Annotated in this window: 17 protein-coding genes and 2 pseudogenes; 7 read left to right on the top strand and 12 right to left on the bottom strand. The window is 68.0% G+C overall.

All coding sequences use genetic code 11. The annotated features are described in order from the left end of the window. Nucleotides 1-228: 228 nt before the first annotated feature. On the top strand, nt 229-2,169 hold the full coding sequence (locus AB5J56_RS00590; RefSeq protein ID WP_369228913.1) for a pentapeptide repeat-containing protein: 1,941 nt from the start codon (nt 229-231) through the stop codon (nt 2,167-2,169). 536 nt (nt 2,170-2,705) lie between these two features. Here AB5J56_RS00590 and AB5J56_RS00585 read toward each other — a convergent pair. From AB5J56_RS00585 to AB5J56_RS00570, 4 genes are all read right to left on the bottom strand, one after another. Next, nucleotides 2,706-3,185 (bottom strand): hypothetical protein, encoded by a 480-nt coding sequence (locus tag AB5J56_RS00585; RefSeq protein ID WP_369228911.1) that lies wholly within the window; start codon nt 3,183-3,185, stop codon nt 2,706-2,708. A gap of 41 nt (nt 3,186-3,226) precedes the next feature. Next, complete coding sequence (locus tag AB5J56_RS00580) at nt 3,227-4,123, bottom strand: hypothetical protein (protein ID WP_369228909.1); 897 nt, start codon at nt 4,121-4,123, stop codon at nt 3,227-3,229. A 351-nt stretch (nt 4,124-4,474) separates the two neighbouring features. Next, complete coding sequence (locus AB5J56_RS00575) at nt 4,475-5,944, bottom strand: pentapeptide repeat-containing protein (protein ID WP_369228907.1); 1,470 nt, start codon at nt 5,942-5,944, stop codon at nt 4,475-4,477. 311 nt (nt 5,945-6,255) lie between these two features. Then, on the bottom strand, nt 6,256-6,501 hold the full coding sequence (locus AB5J56_RS00570; RefSeq protein WP_369228905.1) for a pentapeptide repeat-containing protein: 246 nt from the start codon (nt 6,499-6,501) through the stop codon (nt 6,256-6,258). Between the two features lie 305 nt (nt 6,502-6,806). Between AB5J56_RS00570 and AB5J56_RS00565 the strand changes: the two genes are divergently transcribed. Continuing rightward, nucleotides 6,807-7,439: a DUF2461 family protein gene (locus AB5J56_RS00565; RefSeq protein ID WP_369228903.1), complete on the top strand. Its 633-nt coding sequence runs from the start codon at nt 6,807-6,809 to the stop codon at nt 7,437-7,439. Nucleotides 7,440-7,541: 102 nt separating this feature from the next. Here AB5J56_RS00565 and AB5J56_RS00560 read toward each other — a convergent pair whose 3' ends face one another. From AB5J56_RS00560 to AB5J56_RS00550, 3 genes and pseudogenes are all read right to left on the bottom strand, one after another. Then, nucleotides 7,542-8,519 carry an endonuclease/exonuclease/phosphatase family protein gene (locus AB5J56_RS00560; RefSeq protein ID WP_369228901.1) on the bottom strand — a complete coding sequence of 326 codons (978 nt, stop codon included), beginning with the start codon at nt 8,517-8,519 and terminating at the stop codon, nt 7,542-7,544. A 170-nt stretch (nt 8,520-8,689) separates the two neighbouring features. Beyond that, nucleotides 8,690-9,241, bottom strand: a complete 552-nt coding sequence (locus AB5J56_RS00555; protein ID WP_369228899.1) for a hypothetical protein — start codon at nt 9,239-9,241, stop codon at nt 8,690-8,692. 491 nt (nt 9,242-9,732) lie between these two features. Continuing rightward, nucleotides 9,733-10,623: pseudogene (locus tag AB5J56_RS00550) on the bottom strand (serine/threonine-protein kinase); the annotation flags it as partial. Between the two features lie 866 nt (nt 10,624-11,489). Between AB5J56_RS00550 and AB5J56_RS00545 the strand changes: the two are divergent. Together AB5J56_RS00545 and AB5J56_RS00540 are read left to right on the top strand one after the other, a co-directional pair. Then, the gene (locus AB5J56_RS00545; RefSeq protein WP_369228897.1) at nt 11,490-12,041 is read left to right on the top strand and encodes an RNA polymerase sigma factor; all 552 of its coding nucleotides are present in this window, start codon (nt 11,490-11,492) and stop codon (nt 12,039-12,041) included. Next, entirely contained in the window at nt 12,041-13,048 is a 1,008-nt protein-coding gene (locus tag AB5J56_RS00540) for an RNA polymerase sigma factor SigF (RefSeq protein ID WP_369228895.1), read from the top strand. The genes AB5J56_RS00545 and AB5J56_RS00540 overlap by 1 nt, the downstream gene beginning before the upstream one ends. A 218-nt stretch (nt 13,049-13,266) precedes the next feature. Here AB5J56_RS00540 and AB5J56_RS00535 read toward each other — a convergent pair whose 3' ends face one another. After that, the gene (locus AB5J56_RS00535) at nt 13,267-14,178 is read right to left on the bottom strand and encodes a helix-turn-helix domain-containing protein (RefSeq protein ID WP_369228893.1); all 912 of its coding nucleotides are present in this window, start codon (nt 14,176-14,178) and stop codon (nt 13,267-13,269) included. A 71-nt stretch (nt 14,179-14,249) separates the two neighbouring features. Further along, on the bottom strand, nt 14,250-14,660 hold the full coding sequence (locus tag AB5J56_RS00530) for a hypothetical protein (RefSeq protein ID WP_369228891.1): 411 nt from the start codon (nt 14,658-14,660) through the stop codon (nt 14,250-14,252). 1,531 nt (nt 14,661-16,191) lie between these two features. Here AB5J56_RS00530 and AB5J56_RS00525 point away from each other — a divergent pair. Next, nucleotides 16,192-16,398 (top strand): DUF6417 family protein, encoded by a 207-nt coding sequence (locus AB5J56_RS00525; RefSeq protein ID WP_369228889.1) that lies wholly within the window; start codon nt 16,192-16,194, stop codon nt 16,396-16,398. Nucleotides 16,399-16,873: 475 nt separating this feature from the next. On the opposite strand, the gene AB5J56_RS00520 is transcribed toward AB5J56_RS00525, so the two are convergent. Next, nucleotides 16,874-17,236, bottom strand: a complete 363-nt coding sequence (locus AB5J56_RS00520; RefSeq protein ID WP_369228887.1) for a hypothetical protein — start codon at nt 17,234-17,236, stop codon at nt 16,874-16,876. 434 nt (nt 17,237-17,670) lie between these two features. Here AB5J56_RS00520 and AB5J56_RS00515 point away from each other — a divergent pair, with 434 nt between their 5' ends. Then, complete coding sequence (locus AB5J56_RS00515; RefSeq protein WP_369228885.1) at nt 17,671-18,333, top strand: hypothetical protein; 663 nt, start codon at nt 17,671-17,673, stop codon at nt 18,331-18,333. Between the two features lie 610 nt (nt 18,334-18,943). Here AB5J56_RS00515 and AB5J56_RS00510 read toward each other — a convergent pair. Further along, nucleotides 18,944-19,063: pseudogene (locus AB5J56_RS00510) on the bottom strand (IS256 family transposase); the annotation flags it as partial. A 67-nt stretch (nt 19,064-19,130) separates the two neighbouring features. On the opposite strand from AB5J56_RS00510, the gene AB5J56_RS00505 reads away from it, so the two are divergent. After that, on the top strand, nt 19,131-20,483 hold the full coding sequence (locus AB5J56_RS00505; RefSeq protein WP_369228884.1) for a hypothetical protein: 1,353 nt from the start codon (nt 19,131-19,133) through the stop codon (nt 20,481-20,483). On the opposite strand, the gene AB5J56_RS00500 is transcribed toward AB5J56_RS00505, so the two are convergent. Next, complete coding sequence (locus AB5J56_RS00500) at nt 20,480-20,743, bottom strand: hypothetical protein (RefSeq protein WP_369228882.1); 264 nt, start codon at nt 20,741-20,743, stop codon at nt 20,480-20,482. The two genes, AB5J56_RS00505 and AB5J56_RS00500, sit on opposite strands and share 4 nt — an antisense overlap.

The following is a 20,743-nucleotide window of genomic DNA, read 5'->3' as shown; positions in this document are numbered from 1 at the left end:
ACAGGTCACGGGTCTCCTGAACACCGCGCTCCCACAACGTCTGGTCCAATGTCACCGAAGGCTGGTGGCCGCACGGCTGTGCCAGCGGAGTCTGAGTAACTCCTCACCAACGCGAGATCTCCCAACCTGCCCGGTGGCAACCAGCTCGGTTGCTTCCGCTTCTCTGGGGAAAGCCCACTCCATCCGCAACAGCATGGATGCCTGGAACGCGTATGGAGCCGCTACCCCATGAGCACCCCACCGGCGCGCACCCCATCGGCGCCTTCCTGGCCGCACTGCGCGCACGGCGCGGACCCTGCCATCGACCCCGTCGGCTGCCGCGGCATCCACGTGCCTGGCCACACCGCATGCCTCGCGCACCTGGCTGACGCCGACCGCTCCGGCTACCTGGCCTGCCTGGCCCCCGGCAGTGACGTCGACCACCGAGGCACCCCCTTCACCGGGCCCCTTCTCGACGCTCTCCTCGGCTCCCTCCGTGATCCCACCACTGGACACCCCTGCCTCGGCGACGCCGCGTTCGAGTCGGCGATCTTTGAGCGCTACGCCGGATTCGGGGCAGCCACCTTCCAGGGCAACGCCCAGTTCGAGTCGGCCACCTTCCAGGGCGACGCATGGTTTGGGTCAGCCACATTTCAGGGCGATGCCCGGTTCGAGTCGACGACCTTCAAAGGCGACGCCGGGTTCTGGTCGACGACCTTCCAAGGCGACGCCGGGTTTGAGTCGGCGATCTTTGAGCGCTACGCCGGATTCGGGGCAGCCACCTTCCAGGGCGACGCCCAGTTCGGGGCAGCCACCTTCCAGGGCGACGCCCGATTCGGGGCAGCAGCCTTCCGGGACAACGCCCGGTTCTGGTCGACGATCTTCCAAAGCGACGCCGGGTTCGAGTCAGCCACCTTCGAGCGCTACGCCCGGTTCGAGTCGGCCACCTTCCAAGACAACGCCCGGTTCGAGTCGGCCACCTTCCAGGGCCAAGCCTGGTTCAAGTCGGCCACCTTTCAGGGCGACGCCGGGTTCGAGTCGGCCACCTTCCAGGACGACGTCAGGTTCGATCAGGTGGGTTTCGAACGGTCGGCCAGTCTCGGGCCGTTGCTGTGTTCCGGCCGGGTGAAGTTGACCGGGGCGGTGTTCAGCGGCCCGGCGATCCTCTCGTTTGCTGCGCGGCGCCTGGAGTGTCGGCGGACCCGCTGGTCGTCAACAGCCGAGTTGCGTCTGCGCTACGCCACGGTGGACTTCGCTCATGCGGTCTTCGAACACCCCCTCACGATCACCGCGTGGACCTACCCCTTCGTGCTCCCCGATGGACGCCCGGTGGCAGAACAGGCTTTTGCCGACGCGCCCGATGCCGCGGTGCGGATGGCTTCGCTCCGTGGGGTGGACGCGGCCCATCTGATCCTTGCCGACGTTGACTTGTCAGGGTGCCTGCTCACCAGGACCGTGCATCTGGACCAGATGCGGCTGGAGGGTACCTGCTCCTTCGACACGGTCCCGCCCGGCACGCGGTGGCGACGCGGGCGCCCGATGCGATTCACCCAGCGCCGCACCCTCGCCGAAGAACACCACTGGCGCGCGAGCCAGACGACGGCAGTCCGGGGATGGAACTCGGCGGTGTTCGATGCTGAACACGTCGGGCCGTTGCAGCTGGCGCCGGTGTACCGGGCCCTGCGCAAGGCATTCGAGGACGGCAAACACGAGCCTGGGGCGGCCGACTTCTACTACGGGGAGATGGAGATGCGCCGCCACGCCGACGACATCCCCCGAAGCGAGCGGAACCTTCTCACCGTTTACTGGGCGCTTTCCGGCTACGGCCTGCGCGCCTCCCGCGCGCTGGGCTGGCTCGCCGCCGCCATGCTCGTCACCATCGTGCTGCTGATGGGCTTCGGACTACCGAAGGATTCCCCGAAGCAGGAAGCGACCGGCACCGTGCCGCCCGGCGGAGGCACGGTCACCTTCGAGATCGGCAAGGCCGACCCGCAGAACCCCACCGGGAACAGGTTCACCAGCGAGCGCTTCGACAAGGCCGTGACCGTCACCCTCAACTCCGTGGTGTTTCGCTCCAGCGGCCAGGACCTGACTACCACCGGGACCTACATCGAGATGACCTCGCGCGTGACCGAGCCCGTCCTCCTGGGCCTGGCGGTGTTGGCCGTCCGCAACCGCGTCAAACGCTGACCCAGCGCTCCCGCGACCAGGGGCGGAACGCACCACGAAGAGTTCTAGACTAGTTGTCTGCGCGCCGAGGAAGGCACCATCCGCGAGCACATCTGCAAGGCCGGGCAGTGGCGCGACTCCGTGGTGCACGCCGTGCTCGAACGAGGATGGATGGCCGTCGCCCAGACCTCCTAGGGGGTGGTCGCCAATCCCGGCTTCTGCCTGTTGGGTGCGCGAGAACCCGAACGGATCCTTCTTTCCTGCCGAGGCCGGGCGCACGGCATTCCCTGCCCGGCTGGGTCTCGGAGACGAACAATGCGATCAGCTCCTGGCGGCTGCTGCAGCGGGGAGTTCGAGGCCGGGCAGAATCTCGTACGAACCGTCGTGAAGTACCTCACCGATGCGGGCTGCCCGCACCTTACGACCGCCGCTGGCCATGGCGCAGATCGCACGGGCCCGCCAGCCCAGCCCCTGGCCACCACCTACCCCGTCCGCCAGGGTAGGCCGACAACCACGGCCAAGGGTGCAGCCGGGCGTAGGCGTGCGGGCTCATGCGCTCAGAGTTGAGGGCTCACTGATACGACGTGCGTCAGTTCGGCGACGTCGCCCGGCCGCGGCCCGGGCCCGCCGGTCTGGGGGTAGGTGGTGCAGGTCGCGGTGTCGGTGGCGCTGCCGTCGATCCGGTACCAGTCGAGCGAGTCGCCTGGGAGGAGGAGCACCACGTTGGTGGTGTGGTCCTGGGCGTCGATGCCGACCAGCAGGATCGCGACGTTTCCGGTGTTGGTCGGGTGGATCAGCCCGCTCCTGCCGAGCCGCAGCCACCCGGTCTGCGGGGGCGTGACGGTGTCGAGGATTGTTCCGTCCGGTACGGCGCCTCGACGCCTCCCGGTGCAGATCCGGCGGCGCCCGGATCCACGACACGCACCACCGCCGTCTGTGTGATCGGCCCGATGCTCGAGCCGCTGGGCGCCCCGTCCTGACTGCCCGACAACGTCCTCACCATCCGCTTGGCCCGGTCCGGTGGCAGCATCACCCACTGCAGCCACATCCGCCGCAACCCGAACCTGCTGGACGCCCGCTACTGGGTCTGCTGCTCCGGCAATTGGGCGGCGGGTTGAGCCGCGCGACGGCGTAGACGTGGCTTGGGGGCGGTGGCCTTGGTCGAGTTCACACCGGTTGCGTTGCGGTGCATCTCCTTGCCGCTCTCCAGTACGTCATCCACGATGCGCTCCAGGACCTCTTCTTTGCGGCCTGTCGGCAGTGACTCGGCGATGCGTTCCGCCGTGAGGAAGTAGCCGTTGAGGACGGGTTGGTTGAAGTACTGGTTCAGCTGCTGCAGCGCCCGCTCGTACGTCTTCATATAGGTGCGGCTCAGGTAGGCGGTGAATGCGGCTCCGACCGCCGCCACGGAGCCCAAGAAGACCCGGTCGCCCTGGGTGTTGTAGCGCCAGCCAGCGAAAAACGCGACGACCAGGATCACGATGCCGACATTCATGGCCCGGCGGCTACTGCGGTACGCCTTCGTCGCCTGATCGGTCGCGATCCCGTGGTACTGGTCCAGTAGCACTTGGTTGAAGTTTACGAGGCTCGGCAGCGACATCTTCTCTCGCAGCCGATCGGCTGCCGACTCGACGATTCTGCGCTCCCGTTCAGCCTCCTTCTGCTTCTCCTTCCACCAGAGCAAGCCCGCCCAAGCGGCAGCAGCGATGAAGAAGGATAAGACCCCCGCCGTTACGGGCCATGCCCACCACGGGAGCGGCTCGGAGAACCGAAACTGCGACAACATGTGATCCACGCGTGTCCCGACGGCGGCCGAAACGCCATAGGCCGCTCCCAGCGTCAGCATGAATGCGGCGACGCCCAAAGAGATCTTGACGCCATCCGAGAAGACGACGTCAGAAGAATTGGTGTCCTGATCGACTGCTGCTGCCTCTTCGGCCGGGGAGGCATACGGGCTGTCGAGATCGTGAGCCATCGTTCCCCCTGGATAACTGTGAGCCCGTCAGATGCTAGTGGCGAAGGCGGCACGGCCGCTCAGCTTTGGCCCCTGGAGCTGTCGTCCCGTGGCGACTGAACGAGGGGCAGGGCACCTGCCGCGCGGGTCGGCTTCGGGCAGGCCCAGATATTCGCGGACGGCCCCGTTGCCGCCGGTCGCGTCGGCGAGCCAGGCGGCCAGGTCGGGGGCCCGCTTCTGGATGCGTTCGATCTCCGCGGGCCTCGCCGCACGCGCGGCAAGACCCGCGGAGATCGTGTGCGCATCGCCCCGATCGGGCACGGCCCAGTCTGCGCCCGGTGCCGACCTTCCAGGCGCCCGGCAACGCCGCGGTTACGGACGTTGGGTCGGTGTCGAGGCTGTGTGGGCCGGGCAAGGGGGCCGGGGCCTGGTGGGTGGCAGAGGCCTGCCCTTGTCGGCGCCGGGTGGGAGGCCGATCGTGTTACTGAGGTCGACGTCAGTCAGGTTCGCACCACCCAGTGTTGCCCCTGTGAGGTCGGTGCTGAGCAGGTTGGCTCCGCGGAGGTCGGCGCCCATCAGGAACGCGCCCGCCAGATTGGCGTGGCTGAGGTCGGCATGACGCAGGTCGGCGCCGGTTAGGTTGGCGCCGATCTTGGCCTCGCCCTCTAGGAGATCCGGCGGGTAGGACAGTTCTGCGTTGTTCAGCACGGAGTTGCAGAGGTTCGCCCCACCTAGTTCGGCAGCGGTGAGGTCGGCGTTTCGGAGGTTGGCGCCCGTCAGGTCTGCGTGGAAAAGGCGGGAGCGGGTCAGGTCGGTGTTGACCAGGCTGGCTCCTGCGAGCTGGCCGCCCTTGTCGAGGGCGGAGGATTCTCCGTCTTCGGAGGAGAAGCGGGTCTCCTGGAGGTCCGCTTCCTCAAGGAAGGCACCGTTCAGGTCGGAACGCACGAAATTCGTTCCCGTGAGCTGCGCGCCGCGGAGAATCGCTTCCTTCAGTACGGAGTCGCGCACGGTGGCCTTCTCGGCGTGCACCTTCGTCAGGTCCGCGCCAGCCAGGTTCACTTGGGTAAGGGTGGCGCCGGCCAGACGCGCGTCGTTGAGGAAGGCCCGGCTCAGGTCCATCTTTGAGAACTGCACGCCACGCAGGTCGGAGTTCTTCAGTCTGGCTCCGCCGAATGGAGCCGCAGGAATTGGAGGCGCACCTGCCACGGCGCTCTGTGGGGCGAGCTGGAGGCCTCGCAGGTCGCTGCCAGACCAGTCGACGACTGCGGAGCCGTCCCGGCCCGCCGGGCGGTCCGCCAATACCCGGATCACGGCCAGGACGGTGGGCGGGAGGGCAGGGGGTGCGGATCCTGCCTTCTGCACAGCGAAGCCGCCAGCGGGGACGCGGGAGTGGGACCGGACGAACGCAGAGAGCACCGCCACGATGCGCGACTGATCACGCGGAGAGTCCTCCATGATCCGCTCCAGCGCGTAAACACCGCCGAAGCTCAGCTCCTCATCGTCCTCGCCCAGGCGTTCGATCGCCGCAGTGAACCGCTCCGTGATCTGCCCCTGCTCGGCGATCCGCAGCTCCGTGTTGCCCTGGGCCAGAGTGTCGGTGCCCTGTCTCCAAGTGAAGATCAGCGCGACGACAGCGGCGAGACCCGGAAGGAGCGAGCCGGCGATGAGCCACGGGGACGTCCTGGAGCCGTGCCGACGGCCCTCGCTAGCCCGCGGCCGCGGGCTAGCCGGCGGAGGCGTGACCGATCTTCTGTCATCTCTCCATGGCATCTGATGCGGCCTCGTGGCGCATATCCGAGAAGGCACCTGGACGGGAGGCTGCTCCAGATTGGTGAGGGGCACCGACGGAATCCAATGATCAGCGCACACAGGTGCGGGCGTGTCGGTGGTCTCTCGCTGTTCGCAGTGCTCTGCCGCCCAGCGGATCCCTCTCTCGCTGCGGGGTCGGGCGCGTGCGTGCGGGGAAACGGACGATGGCCGCCAAGCCGTCCCCGACGTTGCCGGGACTATCCCCGCGTGTGCGGGGAGCAGATCGGGACCTGCGTCACCTTCATGGCGCTGCTGGGACCATTCCCGCTGGTGCAGGAGGCGCGCCGAAGATCGGTTGATGGACAACAGTGCCCGGACGCGAAGCCGAGTGGTGCGACGGCGGTCTAGGCGCCCGCCGGTACGGGCAGAGGGCCCCACTCGAACGCGGTGCTGGTGAACAGCGCGTCGAGGAAGGAAACGTTGCCGCCGCTGAACTCCGCGCCGCGGAAGGTGACGGTGGCGCCGCTGAACGTCGCGCCGGTGAAGGTGACCGTGGCGCAGGTGTATGCGTTTCTTGCCCAGCAGATGGACGAGGGTAAGGAAGTCCCTCTGCGTGACAAGGAAGACGGCACTTTGGAGCGCGTGCACATCGTGTGATCCCCAGTTCAAGTGGGCCCGGGCAGCATCCGATCGCCAGGGCCCACTCTCATGGCCGTGCCCGCGCTGCCAGTGACCGCGGCATTCCGATGTGGGATCTCAAGTTCGGCTGCGCAATCTCACCGCCCGCTTCATAGCGGCTGCACTTTCCATGCTTCTCGACGAACTCGCCCACCGCGCACGGCGCATCGAACTCGCCGGCGAGCCCTGCCGCAGCACCTCCCACCTTGTCTAGGGTTACGCCTCCCTCCCCGTATCACTCTCCGCGCGCGGATCACGGGTGAGCTAACCTGCGCGCATGCGCGGACAGTTCACTGGCTGGCCGGAGCAGGCCATGGACGTGTTGTGGCAGCTCCAGGGCGAACCGACCCAGGCGACCCGCGAGCGCTGCCGCGCGGACCGCGAACGCCTGGTCCGGCAGCCGATGATCGCCCTGCTCAACGAGGTCGCGGACACCGACCCCCGGTACGAGGACTTCTCCGTCTGGCACTACCGCACCAACTCCTGGTGGTGGCAGCACCAGGGCGCGGTGATCCGGCTCGGCCGCAAGATCGAGATCGGTCTCCGGTTCTCCCTGGACGGCCTGCAGATCCAGGGCGCCTGGTGGTACCCCGATCCCGGCCAGGTGGACATGTTCCGCAAAGCCGTGGCCTCCGAAGGGAGCGGCCGCGAACTGTCCGCCATCGTCGAGGACGTGCGGAAGAACGGCTACAACATCTCCGGGGACGTGATGAAACGACCCCCGCGCGGCTATCCGACGGACCACTCCCGTACGAACCTGCTGCGCCACCGTTCCCTGATCGCCGCCCGTCCCCTCGGTTGCGAGCAGTGGCTGCACACCCCCGAGGCGGTCGACCGAGTCCTCTCGGCCGCCGCCGACCTGGACGCCCTGCTGATGTGGCTGGTCCGCCACGTGAAGCGCGCCACCTGACATCACAAGGGCGCCACGCGGCACAGGAGGAACCACACCCGTGCCGCCGGCCTCCACACTCTGACGGTGATACGCACTTTCAGCGCCTACTGGTCCGCGCCTTCAGTCTGCCGGGATCGCGAACTCCATCCAGAGCGGGAAGTGGTCGGAGATGTGCCAGGACAGGTCATTGCGTGTGCCCTCGCTCTGCAGGGCGTCGACGAAGTCGACCTGGCCACCGGCGACGGCTTGAAGGTTCAGGACGGGACGCTGCTGCTGGCCCTTGGTGAACCAGGCGATCTGGTCGTAGAAGTGCGCGGCCCCGGGCTTGTCGAAGATCGTGCGGGGCAGGTCTGCCAGTTGCGGGGCCGGGGTCAGGCCGGTGGAGGTGAAGGCCTCGAAGAGCGGGTCGCCGACGCGGTCGATGTTGAAGTCGCCGAGCGCGATGAGGTTGTGGTCCCAGTCGAACTCCTGTTCCGCCCAGCTGGCCAGCCATTTCGCGATCGCTTGCAGTTCCGGGACCCGGTCGGCGGCCGTGTGGCCGTAGTCGACGTGCAGGGTGACCAGGGTGAACGTCTGCCCGGACGCGAGGAAGCTGACCGCGTAGGGGGTGCGGGCGAACTGTCGGTCCAGGCCACTCGCGCCCACTCCGGCGTCCTGCTCGAGCGGCACCACCAGCTCGCACGCCAGCCCCGACGGCTTCACCCTGCGGGTGTCGAACAAGAACGCCAGGCGCTCATTGTTGCCGTCCTTGCCGAGGGTGACGTCGGTGAGGATGAACCCCCAGTCCTCGCCCAGGACTTTGAGGAGGTGACGCAGGGCCCGCAGGTTGCCGCGCACTTCCTGCACCGCGACCACGTCGAACCGGCGGATGACCGCGGCGATCGCGTGAATGTCGGCGAAGTTCCGCTTCGGCGAGATGCCCTCGCCGGTCTTCCACGCCTTGGTGAGGTCCCCGAAGGCGCGCAGGTTCCACGTCGCGATCAGGAGATTCGAGTCGGCCGCCTTCGCCGGCACCACGTCATCGACGACGGCCTGCCACTGTTTGACGCTCTCGGCGACAGTCTTTGGCGGGGCCAGGATGTCCACTTCGGACGGCACGATCCTCCTCCAGGCAGCAGCAGGCCTCTTGAGCGTGCAAGACACGGATCCGTGCGGCAAGCCCCCATTCCGGTGACCCTGTTCTGGGACGGGCCGAGGTCAAGGTCGGAGGAGGCCCGCTACCGCACGGCATGGGTTGACGGGGCGCGCCGTGGACACTATTCGGCCGATTACGGAGTAGGAGTCTGAGAAGCGACGTTCGTTGCGTTGTTCGCGGCTCGCGCCAAGAGCTTCATGTCGTCGGGGTCGCTCCGGTGTAGTACGAAGACCTTTGCGAGTGCGAGCAGACTCGGTCCGCACAAAATGACGGACAACCAAGGAGCTGAGCCAACAACCGCAATGCCCGCGACCAAGAGGGCGATGGAGATGACTGCGCCAACGCTGACGTTCACCACATGTCGACGATGGCGCAGCCGCGCAATCTCCACGGCGGCTTCCCGCTTGGCCACCTCGCGCTCCGCGCGCGCTTTCCGTTCGCCTTCGTCCTTCTGCGCCTGTAGGCGCTGCTTCTCCAGCTCAAAGTTCAGACGAAGCCGGAGCACAGTCTCTTCCGACCGCAGAACCCGCTCGGCCCTGGCTGTGGCCAGCGCCGCCTTGAAAACCTCTGGGGGAGCATCGGCCCACTGTGTAACAAGCCGATGCGCCTCGGCAGCCAGGATGTTTTCGCTCAGCTCCTGCTGGTGTTGCGGGACAGGGAGAGATCCCGCGTCGTCCGTAGTCACTCCCGGGTCCCCCCACCGCCGCTGTTAACAGGTTCGCCGTGCTCTGTACCTGCCGCTTCCGGAGGCGCCCCCAGTCTCAAGAACAGGGCAATGAGATCGGAGTTGACAGCTTCCCTGGCCTCGCGGGCGAGACGCTTTGTCTCACCCGGGCCCAACGTGGTGGCCTGATGGGAAACGGCCAGGTCAACCTGCTCAAGATCATCCACGGCGTCGTCAAGGATCTCGGCCACCCGGGCCGCGTGAGAAGCAAAGAGATCATCGAGGGAAGGCGGGTCGAAGGCCGCTTCCGGCAATGCTCCATCCGCAAGGTCGCGGAGGAGAGCAGCGCCGCGAGAGTCTCCAAGGTCGGCCAAGGCTCGGATTGCGAGCTCCCTGGGCGTGCCGTCGGCCGAAACAGATTCGTTTCGGTTCTCGGTCCAAGCGTCGACAGGGAATGGAGTCAGTTCCGGAACCGATGTAATTGTGCTTCCCGACGCCGATGACTGCGCCAAGCCGAGGTCGGTCTGGGGGCGGGCATGCGCCTCCACCTGCGGCGAGGTGACCATCTGCGACAGCGCGGCCTCCGCCTGCGGGGCGGAGATCCGCAGCCCAGGGTCCTTGACCAGCATCGCTTCGAGTACAGGCCCCAGGGCGCCCGCCCGCTCCGGCGGCCGTGGCTCCTCCATGACCACCGCGCTGACCTCCGCGAAGAGCGACTCGCGGTCGAACGGACCGCGGCCTTCCACGGCGTGGTAGAGCGTGCAGCCCAGCGAGAACAGGTCCGCGGCTGGCGTGGGCGGCCCGCCCGTGGCCCGCTCCGGCGCCAGATAGCCCGCGGTGCCCACGAGCACGGAGGTCCGCGGGTAGTGGGTCTCCCTGTCATCCGGCTGCACGGAGATGCCGTAGTCGGTGAGCAGGATGAGGCCGTACGGCGATCCCGTGCGGTCCGGCGCGAGCAGGATGTTCGCCGGCTTCACGTCCCGGTGCATGACGCCCCGCTGGTGCCCGGCGGTCAGCGCGTCCAGCACGGCGAGACCGATGCGGGCGCACTCCGCGGGCGCCAGCGGGCCGCGCCGTGCGACCAGCTCGCGCAGGTCCACCGCGCCCGCCACGTATTCCATGACGATCCACGGCAACCCGTCGTGCTCTAGCACGTCGTGCACGGTGACCACGTGCGGATGGCCGCGCAGCATGGCCACGTGCCGGGCCTCCGCACGGACGCGGGCCACCCGCACGTGCCGCTCGCGACCGGCCTCGGCCAGGTCCCGGAAGACGATCTCCCTGAGCGCGACCTTGCAGTCGAGTATCTGGTCATGGGCGAGCCAGACATGGCCCATGCTGCCGCTGCCAAGCTGGTTCAGCAGCAGATAGCGGCCGGCGATCACCCGGCCCACTCCCGACATTGGTGATCCAGATGTCAACCGGCCACCCCCAGTGGTTCTCCCGTCTCCCTAAAAGGCCGGGGCCAAGGAGAGAACCTCTTACGGTACTGGCAATCCGTCTCAACTAGCTGGCGATGATGCCAAGAAGCGCCTTTCTGGCTGCGGTGAGGTCGGTTGGGGACCGCCGGTCGTGGCCAAGCGGGTTCGATCCAACCTGCCTTAGGGACAGCGATCTTCACAGGTTGGGGCCACTTCGAGGCGCCTCGAAGTGGCCCCAAACGACGCCGCCGTAGCCAGCCCGGGGTACGGCGCGAAGGCGCTCGGGCGTCTAGCCTGGGCGGGAGCGCGGCGGAAGCCCTGGAGCAGGTGTTCCGGCTTTTCCAGTGGCTGTTCCTGCACCGCGGCACACCGGTCAAGGCAGGGTTGACTTGCCGGAGAGCAAGAGCCGCACCCCGACGGATTCCTTCCCGGCCCGCCCGTAGCCCTCGGACACCACGCCAGCGTGGGGCTCCAAGATGCGGTGGCGCCCCATGCTGCACAGAAAGCACGTCTGCCTCACGTGTCCGGGCTTACTGGTCGCGGCGACTCTTCCGTGTGGCGGCGTGTACACGCTTTCCGCGCCGTTTCCCTCTTGTGGGTAACCGCATTTCCGAGCCCCGGGAGGCCAACGCCGTGACAGCACTGTGGAGTTGGTTGATAGTGGGCACGGGGACAGGTGCGGCTGCGGGGGTTCTCATACGGACTTCTGCTTACCTGCTGAGAGAACACATCCGCTCCCGGGCGATGGCCGCCATGGTGCGTGAACTCTCCGCACGAGGGGGCCAGGCTGAGGTGAGCGATCAGGACGGCACCACCTGGAGCGTCCGCCTGGATGCCCAGGAGCCTCAATGACGTCCCCGCCCACCGAGGACGCCTTCGACGCCCTGTTCCGCCAGTGGTACCGGCCCCTGCTGGCCCAGGCCATGTTCGTCTCCGGAGGACGCCGCACGGTAGCCGACGACGCAGTCCAGGAAGCCTTCCTGCAGTGCTGGCAGCGCTGGCACGCCCCACACCTCGAACCAGTACGGGCCTGGCCGGCCTGGCTGCGCACCACCGTGGTCCGCGAAGTGCTGCGCCTGCAAAAGGAAGCCGGCTCGGTCGGCTTCGACACGGACACGCACGACCACGCCGGCCCGGAGCTCGACTTGGCGTCCTGGGTGGATGCCCGCGGGGCCTACCGCATGGTGCTGGAACGCATCGTCCTGCTCAGCGACAAACAGCGCGAAGTGATGGGACGCTGCGCGATTGCCGGACAGTCCCTGGGGGATGCCGCCAAGGAGATGCACATTCAGGTTGCGACGGCGCGGGTGCACCTTCACCGGGCACGCCAGGCTCTGGAAGACGTGCGCGGACAACTGCGGGAACTGGGCGTCATCGACGCGAGCGAGGGGAGGCAGTGATGGACGACCGCAAGGACAAGGACCACGCTGCCGCACTCAGCGAGACCCCCATGGCGGCAGCAGTGGACGACCGCCAGGACGAGGACAACGCTGCCGCACTCAGCCAGACCCTGAGGGCATGCGAACACGAAGTGGGCTTGGCCCTGGCCACGGCCCACGACGTCGAATCCGCGCTGACCAGGTTCAAGGAACGCGTGAAGAGGCAGCCTGTGATCCAGCCCGGGCCGAGCCGCCAGCACACGCAGCACGACCCGCAGGACCGCAGCGGGGCTCGGGCGATGTTCATCGAGCTGCGCAAGCTGAAGGACGGCAGCGCCGAGTACGCGGAGCTGCGCAACCAGCTGGTCCGCATGCACCTGCCGCTCGTCGAGCACCTCGCGCGCCGCTTCCGCAACCGCGGGGAGCCGCTGGACGACCTCACCCAGGTCGCCACCATCGGCCTGATCAAGTCCGTCGACCGCTTCGACCCGGAGCGCGGCGTCGAGTTCTCGACGTACGCGACCCCGACGGTCGTCGGCGAGATCAAGCGGCACTTCCGCGACAAGGGCTGGGCGGTGCGCGTGCCGCGCCGGCTTCAGGAGCTGCGCCTCGCGCTCACCACGGCGACCGCGGAGCTCTCCCAGCTGCACGGCCGCTCCCCCACGGTGCACGAGCTGGCGGAGAAGCTGGGCATCTCGGAGGAGGAGGTCCTGGAGGGCCTGGAGTCCGCCAACGCGTACTCCACGCTGTCCCTGGACGTCCCCGACACCGACGACGAGTCGCCGGCCGTCGCGGACACCCTCGGCGCCGAGGACGAGGCACTGGAGGGCGTCGAGTACCGCGAGTCCCTCAAGCCGCTCCTTGAGGATCTGCCGCCGCGCGAGAAGCGGATCCTGCTGCTGCGCTTCTTCGGCAACATGACGCAGTCGCAGATCGCGCAGGAGGTCGGCATCTCCCAGATGCACGTCTCGCGCCTGCTGGCGCGCACGCTGGCCCAGCTGCGGGAGAAACTTCTCGTGGAGGAATGAACTGCTCCACCCGGCAGGCACCCCGGGACTGTTCCCCAACCCCGGCATTGTCTTCGGTGCGTGCCGAGCGGCGGGGGGATTGTGACCGGGCGCCTTGGCGGGCCCGGGACTACCTGCCCGGGCCCGCCAAGGCGCCCCGCCAGGTTCAGGCGCGTGCGGGTCATGCTGAAGGCCCCACGCCCGGGGGGCGTGGGGCCTTCAGCGGCTGGGATGGGTGGTCACCACCGCAAGAGGATCGGGAGCGTGGCGGCGATGATGCTGCAGGCCAGTATCAGCAGCTGCAGGCCGTTGCGGTGGGAGGACTCCAACCGCATCATCGGTGTCAGGATTGGAGTGTTGGTCCCTGCGGCGGTGTGACGGCCGGTGGTGTGGCGCACGCCGGCGATTTCCAGGCGGGCGCGGTGGTAGAGCCAGGCCGGGATCTGGTCGCTGGGGACGTCGCATGCGGCGAGGACGGCGGCGAGTGCCCCCATGGGGGGCAGCTGTTCGCCGTTGAGGAGTGTGGACAGCGACGAGGGGGAGATGCGGACGTTGTGCTGGGCGGCGCGGCGGGAGATTTCCCGCAGCCCCAGCTCGCTGGTGAGGTAGGTCTCGCGCAGCAGATCCATGAGGTCCGAGGGCATCGTGCACAGCGACAGGGCGCCGTGGACCGGGTCGCCGTGCAGCTGCACGCTGGCGTGCTCGGCGGTCTGTACGGCCTCGCGCACCAGCTCGGTCATCCGCGGCCTGCCGGCATGCTCGTTCGCCAGGGAGCGCCCTTCCGCGGCGGCCCGCTCGTCGTCGCGGCGTGCCCGGCCAAGGGAAGTGCGGTGGCGGCCCGTCGTGTTGAGGACAGCTTCGGAGGGATGGGCGACGCGGAGAAGCGGCGTTCCTGCCGCGGGTGTCTCGGGTCCGCCGGGCTCCTTGTTCCGCAGCCGGATCTCTTCCTCCACCGCCTCCTTGCGCAGGGCGAGCCAGTGCGCCTCGTCAACGCCGACCGCCTGCGCGTACGCCTTGATCAGGTCCGGGGTCGGGATGGTCTTGCCGGATGTCGCCTGAGACAGGGCGGCATTCGAGTAGTGCGCCCTCCTGGCGACGTCGGCCAGGGTCATCCCGGCGTCAAGGCGCCCCTGCAGAAGCTCGGTTGCCAACTGGGCCTTCTTGGGCGGGGTCGTGGGAGACATGCCGCGTGTAGGCCGGCCCGGCGGCCGGCTGGCGGGCATCAGTAGGTCCTCACCGCGAGCGAGGGTGCGGCACCGAAGCCGCCGAACCTGTCGGACAAGCGGCGCACCCGGGCGGCCAGCCTGCGCGTTGTGGCCGCGACGGCGCGCCGCGCGCGCACCCGGGCGGGTGCTGCGGGGCGTACGCCGGGCGCAGCGGATTCAACCCGGGCCTGTGCGGGCGCGGTAGAGGAGACGGCGTAGAGGCTGAAAGAGACATCCACGAGGTGGAAAGCAATATCGACCGTGGTCACGCCGATAGCGATGGCTTCAACTGCCTGGGCGAAGACGAGATAGAACGCTGCTCCCGTCATGCCGCCGGCGCCCAGCGCCGCCAGCATCAGCAGGAAGCGCAATGTGTCGAGCCTGGTGGGCAGGCAAATACTGCCTGTACGGGGTGTGGACTGCTCCACGAATTCCTCCGAGAACCTGGGTGGAAGCAGGCCTCCTGTCGTCGGGTGTCCCCCCGCACCGAGGTGCGGGGGAACCCGCGCAGGCAGGCCTGCGATCGGCTGGACGGGGACCTGAGAATCCGCCACTTGGTCCTGCACAGACCGTGATCGTGGCGGGTCAAGCCCCTTGCCCTGATCCTCATGATGGCACCCTCGCCCCGCCGGTACCACGCTCGTTCTAGGTACCCGCGCGAATGCGAAAAAAGGTCTGGCTAAACGCCGTTCATCCGATAGAGCTAACAACTCGAAAATCGCTTACGTGTTCTGATGGACCGTCCTGCGCGCACATCCCGAAGCGGGTCCCTTTTGTTGTCTTGTGGGTTATGTGTCGTTCACTCGTTCGGGCTACAAGGTTGACGTGAAAAAACAGCATCGTCGCTTACCGATACCCCTGACGGAATATCAATTCCTGCAGGTGACGGCGCTGCAGAGTTTTTCAGTTCTTCGCATCGCGTCCAGTGAACGCCCTACAATGGACTTCGTGGCCATGGGCTCGTTACATGGACACACGGCCCGACTTCGGGTCACATCCGAGACCACTTCAGGCTGGACGTGCCCTCGGAAAGAGGTCCCCCACGCTGCACACGTTGGGGGACCTCCGTGTATCCAGACATGGGTTCGAACGCCGGAGAGCCATGCTGAACGACAAACCAGGGACAGAGCCCGCACACCGCGAGGCCACCACGCCCCCGAGCAGGACGTCGGCGCACCCCAAGACGCGCAGAGCCGGACGGCCGGCGCTGCGTTCAGCCGGCACCGGCGGCTGCGTGCGCCGACCGGTGCGACGGATGAACGGCAGCTTCCGACCGACGAACTGACCGCCGGTCACCCGCACGGCCGGTGGCACCCGCAGGCCATGGAGCAACGCCGCGCTCGCACCCCGCCCACACAGGCGAGCGCCGACGAAGGCCGACGCGGACTGGCCGCCGGCGGCGAGCCGATGGCCGGCTCCACCGAGCGGATGCTGAGCCCGCACCCCTCTCGATTGCTGACGGCCGGTCCCGGCCCTGTATGCCCACCCGCACGGCAACCATGAGGCCAGGCCCTCGTGCCCGACCTGCTGGACCTCGGGAATGGCTTCCGTGTTGCCCGGGAGGAGTTCGGAGTCCCCGGCCCGCGAGAGTGCGTTGGGGGAGTGCGGGCTCGCCAGGCTCCAGCTGCCGCCGGTCCCGACGCCGGCCGGATACGGCGCACCCACACTCGTCCGGCTGTGCTCAACGTCCGCCGTCGCGCGGGGGAACAATCCCCGCGCCCCTCTGGTTGAGGAGAGCGTGGTGGTGAGGGGGACAGTGTCCCCGGGCCTCACCCATTGCCCATGGGGACGATCGTTCGGCTGAAGCCCCATGGAGCCTTTCGCCGCGCAGGCGACCGCCCTTCACGACCACGCACACCATGCAGCCCCGACCGGGTTTCCCGGGCCGGGGCTGCATGGTGTGCTCACGTTGTTCGGTTCGTGCCGTGACCGGGCCCGCGCATGCGCGTTGCGCAGACCATGGACGAATACGAGGAGATCGACCTGGGGGCGGTGGACTTCGCTCCCATGACGGACACGGTGGAGCGGCTGGCCCTGCTGAGCCTGGACGAAGCCCACGACCTCCTGCGCCTGCTGCTGACGGTCGCCCGGGACGGCGGATCCATGTCTGCTGAGGCTGACCGGCTCGCGCGCGAGATCGCCGCCCGGGTCCCGTCGGAAAACTGACGGGGATCCTGCGCGGCCCGCTGCCCACCGCACAGGATCCGCGCTCGACGGGTCACCGAGGGGCCGTATTGCGCGTCGGCGGGGGCTTCGCGCCGCCGGCACGGGACACCGGCCACGGGACCGCGCCCGCGGTGAGGCGGACCGAGACGCAACTGGGGACTTGCCGGGAGGCGGAATGCAATGGACCTCGTAGACACCTCGCGTTGCTATGCCGTCAAGCCGGTCGGCCGTGAGAGCCGGGGTCATCGAACAGTTCTGACCGGGCTTGGAGAGAATCCCGGCAGGGTGATGGCACGGCACTGGTACTCCTCGTCGCCCGTCGTGGATGGGCATCCGCTCTTGGAGGAGCCGGGCTTCTGGCCTGCGTACCTGGCGGACCTGGCTGAGGGGTTCGCGCCAGGTGCCGGGGCGCAGTAGCGGACAGAACCATTTTCAAGGAGCCTCAACATGGCCGGGGACGGACCGGGGTGCGGGGTCAGCTGACGTAGATCCAGGACCCAATTGCGAGACCGCTGGCGAGGGGGCAGGCCAGGGCGCCGGTGATAACCAGACGGCCCGCCCAGCTCAGGCGGCGTACGCCGGGGGCGAAGGCCAGGGCGGTCAAAAGGGCGGTGGCGCCCCCGACGGCCAGCACGTACTGCTGGACGAAGCCGCCGACCGCCGCCCCGTCTGCCGCACCCCAGAGCGCGGCCAGGGCCACGAGGAACGTCAGCCAGGCCAGCGACGCCGCGGTGGCCGTCCACAGGACCGCCGCGGCCAGCGCGGTGACGTTGGTCCGCTCCCGGCGCGGTGCAGGCTGCGGGGGGCCGTACAGACGGGCGTAGGTGCCGGGGTTCATCTGGATTCCTTCCGTGTGCGGTCCAGACGATCTTCGTCGCGCCGCCATCTCCCGGGTATGGGCCCGGATGCTCATCTGTGCTCGGACTCGTACTCAGGTGATGCGCCCGCGCACCCCTGGGGGTCGGGCCGGTACCGGCGGCGGGGGAGGCGGGCGGCGCACTGGTCAGAGCCAGACAGACCTGCTTGCTGAGATTCCCCGCTCACCCGTCGCTGTCACGCACGCCCTCCCTCATGCGGTCCTGAGCGGTGCGGCACAATCGCGGTCAACGGGGGGAGCTGGTGCTCGGCCGACCGTCGGCTTGATGGCGCGTCACGACGTTGCCGGGCAAGGAGGAAACGCAATGTGCGCCTTCGCGCCGCACCCCGAGCGGTAGAGCTGTGCGGTGGTGGGGGAGCATCTGCTCAGCCTTCGTCTGCCTGTGAGAGGTCGTCATGCGTCTGGACCGTCCTGCCGTGCTGCTCACCTGCCTGCTCTTGGCGGGCTGTTCGCCTGCCGCAGTGGGCACATCGACATCGTCCCCAAGCCGCGGTCCGGTGGCGGGAGCGTCGGGCACGGCTGCTCCGGCCGGCTCGGGGCGGGCGATCGCGGTGGGGGCGGGCCCGCAGCAGCACTACACGGTGCAGCAGCAGCCCGCAGCCGGCAGCTGCCACTACCGGTATGAGAAGGGGGAGCCGCTGGAGGACCCGGCGTGCACTCCGGGTGCGATTTCCCCGGCCGTCACGCAGGCGAACCTGAAGTCGACGATCTGCCGCAAGGGCGGCTACACCTCGAGCATCCGCCCCTCCACGTACGTGACGGGCAAGGAGAAGGAACTCAACGCCGCCTCCTACCACTTCACCGGCCGCATGGGGGATGCCGAGTATGACCACCTGATCAGCCTGCAGTTGGGCGGGGACCCCAACGACTACCGCAATTTGTGGGTGGAGCCGGCCGATCCCGGCCATCGGAAGGGTTCCGGGGTCAACAACGCGAAGGATCCGGTGGAGACGAAGCTGCACACCGCGGTCTGTTCCGGCACGGTCACCCTCGCCGCCGCGCAGCAGGCGATCGTCGCCGACTGGACCACCGCGCTCAGCAGGCTGGGCCTGGGCTGAGGAGCGTGGCCGGGGCGGCGGCTGGTCAGAAGGCGAATGCTTCGGTCAGGCGTACCTCGTAGCCGTCCTCTTCCATCAGGACGACCGTGACGCCGAACGGGGAGGGATGGTCCAGCTCGATGGGGGTGAAGGCGAAGTCGACGGCGGCCTTGACGGGCGCTGGCAGCTCGCCGCCGGGCTGGGGGGCCGGGTGCCTTCGGTGTAGGGGAACTGGTGGAGCGTGTGGCCGTCCTGGGTGGCATCCACCATGTTGAGGCAGGGTGCCGGGCCGACGGCGGGCAGTTCGCAGGTGGTGGCGACGTCGTGGCTCTCCCAGGTACCCGTGTCCATGAACTCCCCATCCGCAGCAGCTGCCTGATGCACATTCTGCCCCGTGTTACGCATGGTGCAGGGCACTCGAGCAGGCAATCGCCCCGCGCAGGCGTACCGCGTCGGGCTGCGACACTTTGTTCGGCATGCACGCCGCCCCGGATATCAGTCGGCCTGACCTGGGGGTTGGCATTCCGGGGCCGTTGCCGTGCCTGGGGAGTAGATCGCAACCGTCATGTGTCTCGCATGGCCAGGCGCCCCGACACGCTTTCACTGCGTATGTCTGGCGGAACGCCCATCCCGATCCCACAGTGCGGGCGACCTTGGTGCGGAGCTTGACGGCGGAGAAGGTCGATTCGATCGGGTTCGTGGTCCGCAGGTGGATCCAGTGCTCGGCCGGGAAGCTGTAGAGCGCCAGCATCTGGCTAGGGGGCAGGAAGTCCCACCTCGCGGTCAAGGTCATGCGCTCCGTTGCCGATTCATCGTGCATGGTCAACCAACGCCAGGCTGTCGTGATCGTGCACGGGATGGGTGAGCAGCGGCCCTTGGACGCCCTCACGAAGTTCATTCGGGCGGGACTGCCGCCGGTGAGTCCGGGGACCTGGAAGTTCTACTCCAAGCGGGACGTCGCGTCCGAGTCGTTCGAATCCCGTCGGTTCCTCGCGCCCGCCGACGGTGACCGTCCGCAGACGGAGTTCTTCGAGTACCACTGGGCGCATCTGATGCAGGGGAACCGGATGTCGGACATGCTGCCGACGTTCCTCAAGCTGATCCGCCGGCTGCCGCCGAAGGGGCTCGGGTTCGCGTGGCTCGCCAGTTGGGTCCTCTTGGGTTTGGCGGGGTGGGGGATCTTCGTCCTCGATATTCCCTTCGAAGACGAGAAGTCGGCTGTTGAGAATCTTCTGAACGTCGCGTTCACCGTGCTAGGGACGGGCACCTTCGGTGTGGTGCTGCTCTTTCTCGCCACCCGGTTCGGGCCCTCGTTCATCACCAACAGTTTTGTTGACGTCGTGCGCTATCTCGACACCTCGCCCCGGTCGTACGCGGTGCGGCGGGACATCCGCGAGGGGATGGTGGAGCTGTTGCGGCGGCTGCACCAGGCGGAGATCGGCGGCAGGCCCCAGTATGAACGGGTGATCATCGTCGCGCACAGTCTGGGGGCCTACATTGCCTACGACGGAATCACCACGTTCTGGGGCATGACCAGGAATACGCTCGCCCCGGGCTCGCCGTCGCTGCTCACGCTCGAAGCGGCGGCCGCCGCGATGCCGGGGCGGGAAGAGGCGCGGACCCCCACCCCGGGTGAGACGACGGGCTACCGCGAGGCGCAGTGGGGGCTGTGGACCGATCTCCGCGCTCAGGGAAGCCAGTGGCGGATCACTGATTTCATCAGCTGCGGCACGCCCATGTGCTTCGCCGAGCTGCTCTACACGAAGAACAAGGGCGCTTTCGAGGCACGCGTCGCCCGCCGCGAGATCGTCACCTGCCCGCCCCTCCCACAGGAGGAACTCGGGCCTGGTGACACACCGCTCTCCTTCCGTTGGAACGGCAAGGCCGTGCTCAACGACTGGTCACCCTTCGCCGTCGTGCGCTGGACGAATCTGTACTTCCCCTACATCCCCTCGTTCTGCGGATTCCTGGGTGACTGGTTCGGCGGGCCGCTGGGGCGGCTGTTCGGCACTGGAGTCCATGACGTCCCGGTGCGGGGGAACAAGCCCTGGCGTCTCGTCCCCGGCTGGGCGCACTCCTGCTACTTCAACTTCCCGAACAACCGCGGCGACGACTCCGTGACCAGACACCTCGCCGACGCCCTCGACCTCACCGCGACTCTCCCCGACTAGAGCTCGTGGTCCTTGGTCAGTTCCTCCCAGACCAGATCCCGCAGCGGGCTCAAGTCCACGAACCCGGAGGGCGCCTCCGGAGTCAGACGGAACCAAGGCACCGTGAGGCGGGAGATGTGCAGGACCGGGTCCAGGGACGGGTCGATGGCGGTGGAGTGGAAGGAGCCGATGCAGTCCACCTTCGGGATCACCTCGACCGGGCCGAAGGGGCCGGTGTAGTCGTCGGGGTACTCGCGCTCGGGCGGGACTAGACATCCCAC

Source organism: Streptomyces sp. R21 (genome assembly GCF_041051975.1).
GTDB lineage: Bacteria > Actinomycetota > Actinomycetes > Streptomycetales > Streptomycetaceae > Streptomyces.
This window is presented reverse-complemented; position numbering and strand designations above follow the sequence as displayed.